Annotated in this window: 13 protein-coding genes and 1 pseudogene; 8 read left to right on the forward strand and 6 right to left on the reverse strand. The window is 53.1% G+C overall.

Features of this window, described 5'->3' with window-relative positions:
- Positions 1 to 229, reverse strand: a pseudogene (locus AB8B75_RS11095) (tRNA 2-thiocytidine(32) synthetase TtcA); the annotation flags it as partial.
- A 347-nt stretch (positions 230 to 576) separates the two neighbouring features.
- On the opposite strand from AB8B75_RS11095, the gene AB8B75_RS11100 reads away from it, so the two are divergent.
- The 8 genes from AB8B75_RS11100 (at position 577) to AB8B75_RS11135 (ending at position 8,385) form a co-directional block, all read left to right on the forward strand.
- The gene (locus AB8B75_RS11100) at positions 577 to 2,124 is read left to right on the forward strand and encodes a putative bifunctional diguanylate cyclase/phosphodiesterase (RefSeq protein WP_405362234.1); all 1,548 of its coding nucleotides are present in this window, start codon (positions 577 to 579) and stop codon (positions 2,122 to 2,124) included.
- 155 nt (positions 2,125 to 2,279) lie between these two features.
- Positions 2,280 to 4,103, forward strand: a complete 1,824-nt coding sequence (gene yidC / locus AB8B75_RS11105; RefSeq protein ID WP_405362236.1) for a membrane protein insertase YidC — start codon at positions 2,280 to 2,282, stop codon at positions 4,101 to 4,103.
- Positions 4,100 to 4,837: an MOSC domain-containing protein gene (locus AB8B75_RS11110; RefSeq protein WP_405362238.1), complete on the forward strand. Its 738-nt coding sequence runs from the start codon at positions 4,100 to 4,102 to the stop codon at positions 4,835 to 4,837. The genes yidC and AB8B75_RS11110 overlap by 4 nt, the downstream gene beginning before the upstream one ends.
- Positions 4,834 to 5,487: a ribosome biogenesis GTP-binding protein YihA/YsxC gene (yihA, locus tag AB8B75_RS11115; protein ID WP_405362240.1), complete on the forward strand. Its 654-nt coding sequence runs from the start codon at positions 4,834 to 4,836 to the stop codon at positions 5,485 to 5,487. The genes AB8B75_RS11110 and yihA overlap by 4 nt, the downstream gene beginning before the upstream one ends.
- Positions 5,488 to 5,546: 59 nt before the next feature.
- Positions 5,547 to 6,410: an acetylglutamate kinase gene (gene argB, locus AB8B75_RS11120; RefSeq protein WP_405362242.1), complete on the forward strand. Its 864-nt coding sequence runs from the start codon at positions 5,547 to 5,549 to the stop codon at positions 6,408 to 6,410.
- A 57-nt stretch (positions 6,411 to 6,467) separates the two neighbouring features.
- A complete protein-coding gene (locus AB8B75_RS11125) occupies positions 6,468 to 7,262 on the forward strand; it encodes a sterol desaturase family protein (RefSeq protein ID WP_405362243.1) in 795 nt (264 codons plus the stop codon).
- A complete protein-coding gene (locus AB8B75_RS11130) occupies positions 7,259 to 7,888 on the forward strand; it encodes a ferredoxin (RefSeq protein WP_405362245.1) in 630 nt (209 codons plus the stop codon). Before AB8B75_RS11125 ends, AB8B75_RS11130 begins: the two co-directional genes overlap by 4 nt.
- Positions 7,889 to 7,893: 5 nt before the next feature.
- The gene (locus AB8B75_RS11135) at positions 7,894 to 8,385 is read left to right on the forward strand and encodes a SixA phosphatase family protein (protein WP_405362246.1); all 492 of its coding nucleotides are present in this window, start codon (positions 7,894 to 7,896) and stop codon (positions 8,383 to 8,385) included.
- 25 nt (positions 8,386 to 8,410) lie between these two features.
- On the opposite strand, the gene AB8B75_RS11140 is transcribed toward AB8B75_RS11135, so the two are convergent.
- The 5 genes from AB8B75_RS11140 to AB8B75_RS11160 form a co-directional block, all read right to left on the reverse strand.
- Positions 8,411 to 9,181 carry an amino acid ABC transporter ATP-binding protein gene (locus tag AB8B75_RS11140; protein ID WP_405362248.1) on the reverse strand — a complete coding sequence of 257 codons (771 nt, stop codon included), beginning with the start codon at positions 9,179 to 9,181 and terminating at the stop codon, positions 8,411 to 8,413.
- Positions 9,182 to 9,194: 13 nt separating this feature from the next.
- Positions 9,195 to 10,493 (reverse strand): ABC transporter permease subunit, encoded by a 1,299-nt coding sequence (locus AB8B75_RS11145; protein ID WP_405362249.1) that lies wholly within the window; start codon positions 10,491 to 10,493, stop codon positions 9,195 to 9,197.
- Positions 10,494 to 10,496: 3 nt separating this feature from the next.
- Complete coding sequence (locus AB8B75_RS11150; RefSeq protein WP_405362251.1) at positions 10,497 to 11,711, reverse strand: amino acid ABC transporter permease; 1,215 nt, start codon at positions 11,709 to 11,711, stop codon at positions 10,497 to 10,499.
- A gap of 133 nt (positions 11,712 to 11,844) precedes the next feature.
- Positions 11,845 to 12,867, reverse strand: a complete 1,023-nt coding sequence (locus AB8B75_RS11155) for an amino acid ABC transporter substrate-binding protein (RefSeq protein ID WP_405362253.1) — start codon at positions 12,865 to 12,867, stop codon at positions 11,845 to 11,847.
- Positions 12,868 to 13,055: 188 nt separating this feature from the next.
- On the reverse strand, positions 13,056 to 13,644 hold a 589-nt coding region (locus tag AB8B75_RS11160; protein WP_405362254.1), incomplete at its 5' end, for an ATP12 family chaperone protein.

Raw genomic sequence — 13,644 nt, forward strand, 5'->3', positions numbered from 1 at the left:
CAGGCAGTAGGCCGCGCCATTTCAGCTCATAAAGCGCGGCCAGAAGAGTGTAGCTGTCCTTACCACCAGACAAGCACACGAGCCAACGCGCCTTGCGGTCCTGCACCATGCCATATTGGTCGATGGCCTCACGAGCGTTGCGTATTATCCGCTTGCGAAGCTTGCGGAATTCCGTCGTCTTAGGCGCGCCGTGAAAAAGGGGATGAATATCTTCGAGTTCATTCGACATGTTTAACGCAATAGGGCAATTCTTTCGCCACGAAAAGAGCCCAAGCTGCTTGGTGATGCGTTGACAAACACCGTGTGCCTCGCAACCCAATTCGCGCATGGGATCGTCTTGAATCCATCCAGTACTAAAGCGGATTGCAAAGTTCGCGTAGCGAAGACGAAGTTGAGAATTCACTAGCACTCTGCCCGGATGCAAATCACTCTGTGACGCTGTACCTTAGTGGGAACTTGATAAACTTTTATTCAATCCAGTTGCACATCGTCTTTAGTTGTTAACCGAAGGGTCACCGGTACTACTCTAATTTGCTCAAAATTGTGCGACGGGCACTGGTCTGAGAAGGATGCATCATGGCAGGGGACTTTGCGAAAAACTGCGCGCGCATACGTAGTAAAGCAGCCGGCTTTTTGTTGCATCCCGTGACTTTTGCATTGCTTCCAGCAATCTCGCTCGGCGTTTTTTGGATGGGTGGCGACAAGGCGCTCATTGTCGTAACGTTGCTGATCCCGATTGTATATTTGGTGCTGGGCGGAAAGGAAGCATTTCGGTCGACCCTTAGTGCGTCGCATGCGAGTAACGGTTTGACGGATCGAGGTGGGTTCGAAAATGCCGTTAACGAAACTTTCCTAAGAGCCAGAGAAACAACACTCACGAGCGCCATATTTAGGATCGAAGTCGATGATTTCGAAGACTTGGCGGAAAGGTACGGACAAGCAGCCAGCGACACTGTGATTGCGCGCGTTGGCGAGCGTCTCATTGCTGTTTTGCGCGACAACGACATAATCTCGCAAACCGGAGATGCCAGATTTTCGATTTGCTTACATCCAACCCGGCAACTTGATCTGGAGCTTTGCATCCAGCTCGCTGGACGTATGCAACTCGCTTTGGAAGAGCCGATTTCTCTGGACGGATCATCTATTTACATCACTTCTTCCGTTGGGTTTTGCCAGCACAGCCGTATTCGCAGCGGTTCATCAGAGAATTGGATCTTGGCCGCAAATGCCGCTTTAAGAGAGGCGCAAAATCATGGGCCAAGCACCATCAGAGCCTACTCAGAAGAAATGAAGCAAAGGTCGCAAACGAGAGCTGAGTTGCGAGAAGAAGTATCAAACGCGCTTGAAACAGGGCAAATTTTGCCGTGGTTCCAACCTCAAATTTCTACAGACACCGGTCTCGTCACTGGTTTTGAAGCATTGGCAAGATGGCAGCATCCCGAACGAGGCATGATATCGCCAGCAGATTTCTTGCCTGCCATAGAACAGGCCGGTATGTTGGAGCGTTTAGCGGAAGTCATGATGTTTCACGCCTGCAACGCTCTGAAGGAATGGGATGCTTCTGGCGTGATTGTTCCGAAAGTCGGCGTAAATTTTGCCGGCCCGGAACTCAGAAACCCGCGACTGGTCGAAAAGGTGAAATGGGAATTGGATCGCTTCGATCTTGCACCTGATCGATTGACTGTCGAAGTCCTGGAAACGGTTGTGGCGGGGGCGCCTGACGATGTGATCACGCGCAATATTAATGGCTTAGGTCAGCTGGGCTGCAGCATAGACTTGGACGATTTCGGCACAGGACATGCATCTATTGCATCCATTCGCAGGTTCTCGGTGAGCCGCATCAAGATTGACCGTTCCTTTGTCATGAAAGCAGACCGAGATCCGGAACAACAGCGCATGATCAGCGCTATTTTAACGATGGCGGAACGGCTGAATGTTCAGACTCTAGCAGAGGGGGTCGAGACAGTGGGCGAACATGCTCTCTTGGCTCAGTTGGGTTGTGAACATGTGCAGGGCTTTGGAATTGGTAAGCCAATGCCTTTCGATCAAACAATTGAATGGATCGCGGCACATAATGCCAAACTAAAAGATGTTCCACGCATCATAGGCAACCGAACTGGCTGAATTCTTGCAAAAGACAGTAGCGCGGTATTGCAAGCAAGCGGTTTAGAATGAAGTGCGCCTATACAAATCGCACGAAAACCTCGATTCCGCTTGACCTTTTCTCTCGCACTCTGTTGAACCCACGCTGATGTCAAACAGATCAGGCGGTAGTCCCGATGGACGATCAGAACAAGAACCTTATTCTTGCAACAGCACTTAGTTTCATAGTGATACTGGTGTGGTTTGTTCTTTTTCCACCGCCAGAACCAGATGCTCCTCTTGAAGATTCTTTAACGGAACAGGCCGACGGTTCAGAAAGCATTGCTATTCCGGCCGCACCGGAGTCGTCATCGCCAGCACCTTTGGCGACGCAGCCTGAAACTACGGCGCCAACTCTGGAGAATGCTCCGCGCGTTTCAATTGAAACTCCGCGCCTTACTGGATCCGTTTCATTGGTTGGGGGTCGCATCGACGATCTTAAACTCAAAGATTATCGCACAACCCTAGAAACCGATGCAACAATCGTGACGATGTTGTCACCACAAGGCACAAATGATGCCTACTATGCCCTTCAAGGCTGGGCTGCAGGAACAGGCATTGAACCGACATCTGTTCCTGGTCCTGGCACTGAATGGTCTTTGTCAGCAGGTAACACTCTCGCAGTCGACGATCCAATAACGTTGACCTGGGACAACGGGAACGGGCAAATCTTCAAACGTACAATCGCCGTAGATTCCAACTATATGTTTTCGCTTACTCAATCGGTGGCGAATAACGGCAGAGACGCCGTCACTCTCGCCCCTTACGGAATGGTTGTACAACACACAACTCCAGACGACTTGGAGAATTTCTTTATCTTACATGAAGGCGCCGTCGGCATGGCGGACGAAGAATTAGCGGAAACAGATTGGGATGAGATATCCGAAGCTGAAATGGACGCAAAATGGGGACGACAGGCCATAGTGAAAGAAGATGTCCAATCGGGTTGGATCGGCTTTACCGATCACTTTTGGCAGGCCATCTTGATACCTCCAGCTGGTCAAACGTTCGATCAGGCCTTGACCTATGACCCGCGCACGGATGTCTACCGCGCCGTAACGCGTATGCCCACGCAAACCATTGAGGCAGGCGAAACCTTCGACATCACGACCCAACTTTTCGCTGGTGCGAAGGAATGGGCGATGCTTAGGGAGTATGAGCAAGCCGGTGTGCCAAAATTCATTGATAGTATTGATTGGGGTTGGTTTTTCTTTCTGACTAAACATATCTTTTGTCTGCTCCATGAATTGAACAAGCTCATCGGCAACATGGGCTGGGCGATTATTGGCCTTACTTTGATCATCAAGGCCATCCTCTTTCCCTTGGCATACAAATCCTATGTTTCAATGGCCAAGATGAAAGAGCTTCAACCTCAAATGGAGAAGCTCAAGAAAGAAGCCGGCGATGATCGCCAGAAAATGCAACAGGGTATGATGGAGCTTTACAAGCGTGAAAAAGTAAACCCAGCCGCCGGTTGTCTACCCATCTTGCTGCAAATTCCGATCTTTTTCTCGCTCTACAAGGTAATTTTTGTTACAATCGAACTGCGCCATGCACCGTTCTTTGGCCCTTTCCAGGATCTGAGTGCACCAGATCCCACGTCTTTGATGAACTTTTTCGGTCTGCTACCCTTTGAAGGACCTGAACCAGGTTCGATTATCGCTCTTATTTTCATAGGTATTCTGCCGCTCCTGCTCGGGATTTCCATGTGGTTGCAGCAGAAACTGAATCCAGCGCCCACGGATCCGACGCAACAAATGATTTTTGCGTGGATGCCTTGGGTCTTCATGTTCATGCTCGGCAGTTTTGCCAGCGGGCTTGTTGTTTATTGGATCGCCAACAACACGATCACATTCACTCAACAGTACCTGATCATGCGGAGCCAAGGGTATAGTCCTGACGTGTTTGGAAACATAAAAGGAAGCTTTACGCGGAAATCCAAATCGGACTCGGACGGATGAAAGTTGCGCATATCCTGCGCTATCCACTGAAAAGTCATGGACGGGAAGCGTTAAGCAGGGTGTCGTTGAGCGCTGGACAGTCCATGCCCTATGACCGTTTGTGGGCTGTTGCACATGAGGCATCAAAAGCTGACGGCAGCGAATGGGTGCATTGCGCCAATTTCAGCCGTGGCTCAAAAGTACCGGCCTTGCTTGCGATTTCTTCTCGTTTGGACGAAGACCGGGAAGTATTGCATCTTTCACATCCAGAACGTCCAGACCTCACCTTCCAACCGGATACCCAAGGCGCCAAGCTGTTGGAATGGGTCGCTCCGCTTACTCCCAAAAACCGTGCGCTCCCCGACCGCATCGTCCGCCTTGACCAACGTGGCTTTACAGACAGCGAATTCCCTTCAGTGACGCTGTGCAATCTCGCCTCGCACAAAGCCGTCGAGGAACAGATCGATCAGGTTCTTTCGATTCATCGCTGGCGTGGAAACATCTGGTTCGACGGGGCCGAACCTTGGATTGAATTTGACTGGTTGGGTCAGGATGTGCGCGTCGGAGGTTGCATATTGCATATACGCGAGCGCACTGACAGGTGTCTGGCAACGACTGCAAACCCGGAGACCGGAAAACGCGATGCTGACATTCTTGGTACACTCGAACATTGGGGTCATCAGGATTTCAGCGTACGGGCCGAAGTTGTTCAGGGTGGCGTAATCGTACCTGGCGACCGGGTGGAGGTGCTATGACGCAACTGCCATTTCCTGTTGCAAAGGAACCCGACCCACAAACGGCTGAGACCGGCCGATTGCTTTTTGCGGGCGAGACCAATTTCGTCAAAGGTGTCGTAGCGATGTCCGGCCTGCCCGATCCTGACAGAATAGAGATATGTTTTGCCGGACGCTCAAACGTCGGCAAATCCTCGTTGATCAATGCGTTGACCGGGCGCAAAGGTTTGGCACGCGCCTCAAACACGCCGGGCCGTACGCAGGAGATCAATTTTTTCACCGCCGGCGAGAGCCATTACCTCGTGGATCTCCCAGGTTATGGGTACGCCAATGCGCCCGTTGCCGTCGTTGAAAAATGGCAACGCCTTCTCAAGCAATACCTGTCTGGACGTCAGACGCTGCGGCGCGCGTTTGTGTTGATTGATGCGCGTCATGGCGTCAAAAAAGTGGACGATGAGATCCTGAGCTTGCTCGATAGTGCCGCTGTGACGTTCCAAGCCGTGTTGACCAAAGCAGACAAGGTCAAGGAAGCGGAGCGCGCCAAAGTTCTCGATCAGGTGCGCATAGCGCTTTCCAAACACCCTGCAGCATTCCCCGAGATTCTGGTCACCTCCAGCGAAAAAGGCTGGGGCATCCCGACCTTACGCGCCGTTATTGCGACTCTGGAATAGTTGGTCTGCTTGCACCCCACCGCGTCTGTCCGCATAAACAAACCTACCAAGGCCCAAAAATGAAGACCCAGGATATGAACCGCGACTGGATTGCCACCGCAAGCACATTGAACAAAGCGCTTCCCTATTTGCAGCGTTATTCAAATGCGACCGTGGTGATAAAATTGGGCGGGCATGCGATGGGCAGCGATGCAGCGATGGAAGAATTTGCGCGCGATGTGGTGCTGATGCGACAGGTCGGTGTCAACCCGGTGATCGTGCACGGTGGCGGGCCAATGATCAACGCCATGCTCAACAAACTGCAAATCAAGTCGGAGTTCGTGAATGGCAAGCGGGTGACCGATGCCGCCACGATGGAAGTGGTGGAAATGGTTTTGAGCGGCCTCGTCAACAAAAGCATTGTGCAGGCGATCAACCGACAAGGCGGGTGTGCTGTTGGTTTGTCCGGCAAGGATGCAGCATTGGTCACATGTGTTCAAACTGACCCTGAATTGGGCTTTGTAGGAACCCCTGACGTCGTCGACCCACGCATATTGCGAGACCTGACGGAAAACGAATACATCCCTGTAATCGCGCCCTTGGGCACGGGTCACGCCGGCGAAACCTTCAATATCAATGGCGACACCGCCGCTGGTGCTATTGCGGCAGCGCTTAAAGCAGACCGTTTGCTGTTGTTGACAGATGTTGCAGGCGTCAAGAACGCTGACGGCGATGTGGTCACAGAGCTCAGCGCTGCTCAAATCCGCGAAATGACTACCGATGGGACGATCGTGGGTGGCATGATCCCCAAGACAGAAACTGCCCTCGCCGCGATTGAAGGTGGCGTGCGCGCTGTGGTAATTTTGGACGGGCGAGCGCCCAATGCTTCTCTGTTAGAACTCTTTACCGAACACGGCGCCGGATCCATCATTCGCGGCGACTGACACAGATGTGTCAAGCTGCCGCTTGGACCGCATGGCCAAGTGCACTAACTATTGCACATGGAAAACGAAACGATCATACGGCTTAGCATTTTTCTGGGCCTCTTCGCAGTTTTGGCGCTGCTTGAAGCACTTGTACCCCGGCGTGTGCGCAGCCAATCACGCAGCAAACGCTGGGCAACGAATTGGGGTATTACGCTGGCAAACACCCTGACGCTACGGGCATTGGCTTTCGCCCTGCCTCTCCTCGCTGTGGGAGCCGCTGTGGACGCGCAGACGCAAGGCTGGGGGTTGTTCAACATGCTTAACTGGCCGCTTTGGCTCGAATTCATGTTGACCATATTGATCCTTGATTTCGCCATTTGGCTGCAACATCTGATCACGCATAAAGTGCCGGTTTTGTGGCGCTTGCACCGCGTCCACCACGCGGACGTAGACATGGATGTGACAACCGCAATCCGCTTTCATCCGGTCGAAATCGCCTTATCGATGATCTTGAAAATTGGGCTGGTGTATCTGCTTGGGCCTGCAGCGCTTGCCGTTATAGCCTTTGAGATTTTGCTGAACGGCACCGCGATGTTCAATCACGCAAATATTCATTTGCCGCGCTGGCTGGACGCAATCGTACGCCGCGTTCTGGTTACTCCGGACATGCACCGCGTCCATCATTCGGTGCACCGCGCAGAGCACGACAGCAACTACGGTTTTGCGCTTTCAATCTGGGACCAGATTTTCGGCACCTATATTGCGCAACCAAAATCTGGCCATGACGGCATGCAGGTTGGTCTGGAATGGCAGGACGACCGCCCGAGCCGATTTGGGTGGTCGCTTTTGCTCCCTTTCGCCCGAAAATGACCCTGGCGACAGTCAGCAAGTTGGCAGAACCCGCCGGTCTTTTTATCATGGGCGGCTTTCATACCGACGGTAATACGCTTGTTTTACTCGGCGCGGGCAAAGCCTGCTGGCCGTCATTCAAACGCGCTCAGGAATATAGCGATGGTTTGCCGGATCCGTTAGATCGCTGGTCCAAACGGATCATCGGGGGAATTGCAGACAAGCTTGGTGCTGACGACAGCTATCCATCTGATGGCCCCTCTTATGCACCCTTCATCGATTGGGCATTGCAAACACGCAGGTTCTTCCAAAGTCCGACAGGCATGATGGTGCATGACAAAGCCGGTTTGATGATTTCGATCAGGGGAGCCCTGCGTTTTCAAGGCACTTTAACGCTTGATCAGGCCCTGCCGAAAAACCCCTGCGACACCTGTGTCGCGCGACCTTGCGTATCCGCATGCCCGGTCGATGCTTTATCGGAAAGTCACCCTTATGACGTGCCGGTCTGTAAATCTTTTCTCGACATACACGAAGGTCAGGATTGTATGGCAAACGGATGCAAGGTACGACGCGCCTGCCCGGTTTCAATTCAGTTCGAGCGTTCTGCCGAGCAGTCAGCCTTTCACATGATTTCTTTTAAAGGATAGTCCTCATGCGCCGCGTCATCCTCATGCGACACGCCAAGTCGGATTGGAGCGCCGGAATGCAAGATCATGAAAGGCCATTAAACAAGCGTGGCAAAACCTCGGCCCATGCGTTGGGGCAATGGCTGCAAACACGAAACTACATACCCGATCAGGTGCTGTGTTCTTCCGCAGAACGCACCGGTCAAACGCTTCTGGGTCTGGGTTTGGCGGCGACAATACAAGTTGATTTTTCGCGACAGCTCTACTTGGCCGAAGCCGATATGATCTATGCGGCATTGCGCGATGTTGAAGTCGAATGTGTTCTGATGATTGGACACAACCCGGGAATTGCGGATCTGGCGCACCGACTTATATCGGATCCACCCGAACACCCGCGCTTTTTGGACTATCCCACTGGCGCGACCTTGGTATTGGATTTCGCAAACCAAAGAGACGATGGGGTCAGCTGGCAAAATTGCCAGCTGGTTGATTTCATCGTACCCGGTGACTTGCGGTAAGAGGGACCGAAGCCCGCCCTGGCCCTTAGTGGCCCAGAATCTGGCTCAGGAACAACTGAGTGCGCGGCGATTGCGGGTTGTTGAAGAACGCTTCAGGCTCATTCTGTTCCACAATTTGCCCGGCATCCATGAAGATCACGCGGTTCGCCACCTGACGCGCAAAACCCATCTCGTGGGTCACACAGAGCATTGTCATGCCCTCTTCGGCCAGCTCGATCATCGTGTCGAGCACCTCTTTGATCATTTCCGGATCCAGCGCGGATGTCGGTTCATCAAAAAGCATGATCCGAGGCTTCATGCACAAAGAACGCGCGATGGCCACACGCTGCTGTTGCCCCCCTGAAAGCTGGCCGGGGAACTTCATTGCCTGATCCGGGATTTTCACCTTTTCAAGGAAGTGCATCGCTGTTTCTTCTGCTTCTTTCTTCGGCGTTTTACGCACCCAGATCGGCGCCAGAGTGCAGTTCTCCAGAATTGTCAGATGCGGGAACAGATTGAAGTGCTGAAAGCACATGCCGACCTCAGATCGGATTTTGTCGATGTTCTTGAGGTCCGATGACAGCAATGTACCATCGACCTCGATCGACCCTTGTTGGTGCTCTTCCAAGGCGTTGATGCACCGGATCAAGGTCGACTTCCCAGAGCCGGAGGGACCGCAGATGACGATCCTCTCTCCGCGGTTAACCGTCAGGTCAATGTCACGCAGCACATGGAATGTACCATACCATTTGTTCATCTTGCTGATAGTGATCGCGATCTCGTCAGAGACCTGTAGTTGAGTTGCTTGTTCAGCCATTGATCAGGCCTCCTTATCGATGGTCGGTCGCGAGGCGACGTTCGAGCCATTGTGAATATTGCGATATGCCGTAGCAAACGATGAAAAAGAGCACTGCGGCAAAACCGAAAAGCTCCCAATAGACGCCATTCCATTCTGTGGATGCCAGGATTGGCCCACGGATCATGCCGATGAGATCGAACATCGAGATGACCGAAACTAGGGTTGTATCCTTGAACAGGCCCACGGCGACGTTGACGATACCCGGAATGGAGATTTTCAACGCCTGAGGCAAGATGATCAGACGCGTAGCCTGTGCATAGTCGAGCCCGAGACTGTCTGCGCCTTCATACTGGCCTTTGGGCAGAGCTGCGAGGCCCCCTCGGATCACCTCGGCGATGTAGGCTGCCGAGAACATCGTTATCATGATCACCACACGCAAGAACAGATCAACGCCGGATCCCGGTGGGAAGAAATAGGCGAGCATGACGTTTGCGACAAACAGCAGCGTGATCAGTGGCACGCCGCGAATGAACTCAATGAAGACAACGCAAATCCATTTGATCAACGGCATGCTGGACTGACGCCCAAGCGCCAGCGCGATGCCGATGGGCACGGACAGCGACACACAGGTGACCCCCAGCATCATGTTGAGCATAAAGCCCCCCATGTAGCGACTGGGCACGGCTTCAAGCATGGCAGTGTCCGAAGCATTGTCAGGGATCAGAAAGCCGCCGATGTTCCAGATGACCAAGGCGGCAGCGATGCCGCCGAAAAAGCCGGCAGCGAAGCTACCAACCACCAACCGCTGATAGACCAAAAAACCACCGACGCAGCCCGCAAAAGCGAGAATGGGTACGAAGATGGTACCGCCCCATAGCAAGTAAAAGGCGATGAACGGGTAAACCACAGTGAAGGCGAGCAGTTTACGCGGCAAATCGAAAAACAGGACCGGCGCCACAGCGGCAAAAAGTAAGATAAATGCCAGCCCGGGACGCCAGTATTGGTCATCCGGGTATTGGAAACCAAACAGCAGTTGGTTCCAGCGTTCCGACAGAACCGCAAAGCAGGCCGCCGACGCACCGTCGAGGATTTCTCGGCAGGCCGAAAGGCTGGGTGCTTGCCAAATGCCACCTAGCATCCAAGGCAGAGCGCCTGAAAGGATGAGATAGATGAAGTAAAGCGCAACCAGCGTCAGTGCCCCGTTAAGGGGTGTCGCAAAAAGATTGTCCTTGATCCATTTTGCCGGCCCCGCAGCATTGCTAGGAGGCGGGGCGGAGGGGACTTCTTCCGTTCGCACGAAGGAAACGGAGTTCACATGAATATCCGACATGATTCAGCGCTCCTTCAGCTTAACAGCATTGTTATAAACGTTCATCACGGCCGAAATCAGCAGCGATATCGTGAGGTAGAAGAGCATCATCAGGACCACGCATTCAATCGCGCGACCGGTTTGGTTCAGCGTAATGCCGCCCAGGGTTGCTGTGACATCCGCATACCCCACAAGAATGGCCAATGAAGAGTTTTTGGTGATGTTCAGGTATTGCGAAATCAACGGCGGGATGATGACGCGCAACGCTTGCGGCAGCACGACCAGGCTCATGACACGGCCCGAACGCAGCCCAAGAGCTGATGCTGCCTCTGTCTGACCTTTGGAGACGGCTTGGATACCTGCGCGGACGTTCTCCGCAATGAAGGCACCGGTATAGATGGACAGAGCAAACCAGATCGCAATCAATGGCGCGCCGATTTTGAGACCACCTTGGAAATTGAAACCCTGCAAGGCCGGGACATCCATGCCAATGGGACGACCCAGAATGAAGAACATCAGGATGGAGGGCACAAATAGGATCGCGATACTGGGCCATCCCATTGGTAGCAGACGCCCAGTCGCAAAAAGCAAGTTTTTTGCATAGCGACGGTAAGCTATCACGCCAATAATGGACGCAATGAATGTCGCGACAACCACCATAGATCCGGGCCCCCAGATCGGCGCGGGTGTGTAGATGCCACGATTGGTGAAGGCGAAAAGATCAAGAAACATTGTTGATGTCGGATTTTCGCCACGGAAATCTCGTGGACCCGGCAACGAAACGGTCATGACGCCGTAAATGATCAGGATCCAGATTAGCACCGGAATATTGCGAAAAATCTCGACGTAAAACGCCATGATTTTTGAGACCAGCCAGTTCTTGGACAAGCGCAATACGCCAGCCAAAACACCAAACACGGTCGCCATTGCACAGGCCAATACCGCTACCAGCAATGTGTTTAGAATTCCAACTATTGCAGCGCGTGCATTGGATGATTGACTGGTATATTCGATCAAACGCTGGTTGATGTCATAACCCGCAGACGCGCCCAGAAACGAGAAATCGATATCGAGTCCCTGTGCCTGAAGATTAGCTGCGAGGTTGCTGTACAAGTAGCCGATCGATAGCGACAGAATGATGAAAGCAAAGACCTGAAAAGTGATTGACCTGTAGCGCGTGTCATTGACAAGCATTGACAGGTTAAAGGACTCCCGAGGTGGGTCCGACAGTGTCGTCATTGAAATTTTCCCCGTTTTTCCGACCTTGATTTCAGCAGGCTGTTGTTAACCTCGCTGGTCGGGTTTTGATTTTTTATGGGTCGTAAAATGCGAAGGGCGCAGGATTTTATCTGCGCCCTTTGCCGTATCGTTCTTAGCGGAACGGAGGCGAGTAAAGTAGGCCGCCATCTGTCCACTGCGCGTTGAGACCACGCGCCAGCGCGACGGGTGTCTCTTCGCCAATGTTTTTAGCGAAAATCTCTCCGTAGTTTCCTACCGCAGCGATCGCCGTACCGGCCCAATTGGCTTCAAGACCGAGCATCTCACCCAGAGTACCTTCAGTGCCCAACAGGCGGTTGATCTCGGGTGTATCCGGATTGGACGATTCCGAGAGTGATGCAACGTTGGCCGTTGTAATACCCAACTCTTCAGCGGTGATGAGCGCGTTCAAAGTCCAGCGGACGATATCGCCCCACTCGTTGTCGCCGTGACGGACCAGTGGGCCCAAAGGTTCTTTGGAAATGATTTCCGGCAGCAGGATGTGGTCACCTGGGTTTTCAAACGCCGCACGTGTTGCCGCGAGGCCGGACGCGTCAGTTGTATACGTATCGCAAGCGCCTGCCAGATATTGCTGCTGGCCTTCTGCATTTGTCTCAACTGGCACGGGCTCGTAGGAGATATTGTTCGCGCGGAAAAAGTCCGCGAGGTTCAATTCGGTCGTGGTACCGGTCTGAACGCAGACGGTTGCCCCGTCCAATTCCTTTGCAGAAGCGACACCAAGTGCCTTTGGAACCATGAACCCTTGGCCGTCGTAATACGCAACGCCAGCGAAATCGAACTTAAGATCGACGTCACGGCTAAGCGTCCAGGTCGTGACGCGCGATAGCATGTCGATTTCGCCAGAAGCGAGCGCCGTAAAACGCGTCTTGCCCGTTGTTGGGACAAATTCAACCAAAGTCGGGTCACCCAGAACAGCCGTCGCTACAGCGCGGCATACTGAAACGTCAAACCCTTGCCAAACGCCGTTGGCGTCCGGTGCCGCAAATCCTACGAGCCCTGTGGACACGCCACAGTTGAGCTTGCCGCGCGCTTTGACGTCGTCCAACGTACCAGCAGCAGCCGCACCAGCAGCAAGGCCAGCGACGGTCAACGCGCCAAATATCACTGATTTTTTCATTTTTACCTCTTCCTGATTTTCCGCCATTTTGACGGTTCTCCCGGCATTTCTGACGCCGGAGGCGATATTGGAATTATGTATGTCCAAGTGGGCGTCATTCTGCTCGGATTTCCGCAATAACGTCAAGTGCAGGCCAGCTAAAATCACCGTATCCCCAACGTTACCTGTCGGAATGTTGGATGCGATTGCTAAAAATCGGGCTTTGAAAGGTCAAAAATCACTTTTGCGTGCTCAAAAGCCGCTTGTTTTACGGCCGCTGCGGCCTCGGCTTCCGCATCGATGCCCCATTGTTCTGCCTGCCAAAACTCGTCTAGACGGGAAATGTCCCAAATTGCTTCGGCACTTCGCACATCTTGCGTGGCTGCAAAGCCCAGAATCAGCGATCCAGAAAGGCTGACAAGATCGTGGAAGGCAGCCAATTGGAATGCGTTGAGCGCATGAACACGCTTTGAAAGCCGCGCCAAAACAGCTGCATCCTGAGGGATGTGCATCACACCGGCGCGAGCCTCGAGACGCGTTTCCATTGCGGTAGCTGCCCAATCCAGGAATGGGTCCCAGTTTTGCGCCTGACGCATCACCAGCTCGGCAGGTCGTTCGGCTCTGTAGCACAACAGATCACTGTCACCGTAAGCCGCCAGCAAATCTGCGACTTCGGCATGCTGCAACGCAACCTTGTCCAAAGCAGCATTGGCCATACGGGTATACGGCATTGATTGCGGGTCAATTTGGTCTTTCTGGGCCTCCCACTCAGCAGCAATTGCGTCGGCATAGCCACGG

The organism is Roseobacter sp. (assembly GCF_045106495.1).
Lineage (GTDB): Bacteria > Pseudomonadota > Alphaproteobacteria > Rhodobacterales > Rhodobacteraceae > Roseobacter.

Coding starts and splice junctions, on each gene's coding strand:
- AB8B75_RS11155 (WP_405362253.1), bottom strand. CDS start 12,867: ATGAAAAAATCAGTGATATTTGGCGCGTTGACCGTCGCTGGCCTTGCT.
- argB (WP_405362242.1), top strand. CDS start 5,547: ATGAAGACCCAGGATATGAACCGCGACTGGATTGCCACCGCAAGCACA.
- AB8B75_RS11110 (WP_405362238.1), top strand. CDS start 4,100: ATGAAAGTTGCGCATATCCTGCGCTATCCACTGAAAAGTCATGGACGG.
- AB8B75_RS11125 (WP_405362243.1), top strand. CDS start 6,468: ATGGAAAACGAAACGATCATACGGCTTAGCATTTTTCTGGGCCTCTTC.
- yidC (WP_405362236.1), top strand. CDS start 2,280: ATGGACGATCAGAACAAGAACCTTATTCTTGCAACAGCACTTAGTTTC.
- AB8B75_RS11140 (WP_405362248.1), bottom strand. CDS start 9,181: ATGGCTGAACAAGCAACTCAACTACAGGTCTCTGACGAGATCGCGATC.
- AB8B75_RS11135 (WP_405362246.1), top strand. CDS start 7,894: ATGCGCCGCGTCATCCTCATGCGACACGCCAAGTCGGATTGGAGCGCC.
- yihA (WP_405362240.1), top strand. CDS start 4,834: ATGACGCAACTGCCATTTCCTGTTGCAAAGGAACCCGACCCACAAACG.
- AB8B75_RS11145 (WP_405362249.1), bottom strand. CDS start 10,493: ATGTCGGATATTCATGTGAACTCCGTTTCCTTCGTGCGAACGGAAGAA.
- AB8B75_RS11150 (WP_405362251.1), bottom strand. CDS start 11,711: ATGACGACACTGTCGGACCCACCTCGGGAGTCCTTTAACCTGTCAATG.
- AB8B75_RS11130 (WP_405362245.1), top strand. CDS start 7,259: ATGACCCTGGCGACAGTCAGCAAGTTGGCAGAACCCGCCGGTCTTTTT.
- AB8B75_RS11100 (WP_405362234.1), top strand. CDS start 577: ATGGCAGGGGACTTTGCGAAAAACTGCGCGCGCATACGTAGTAAAGCA.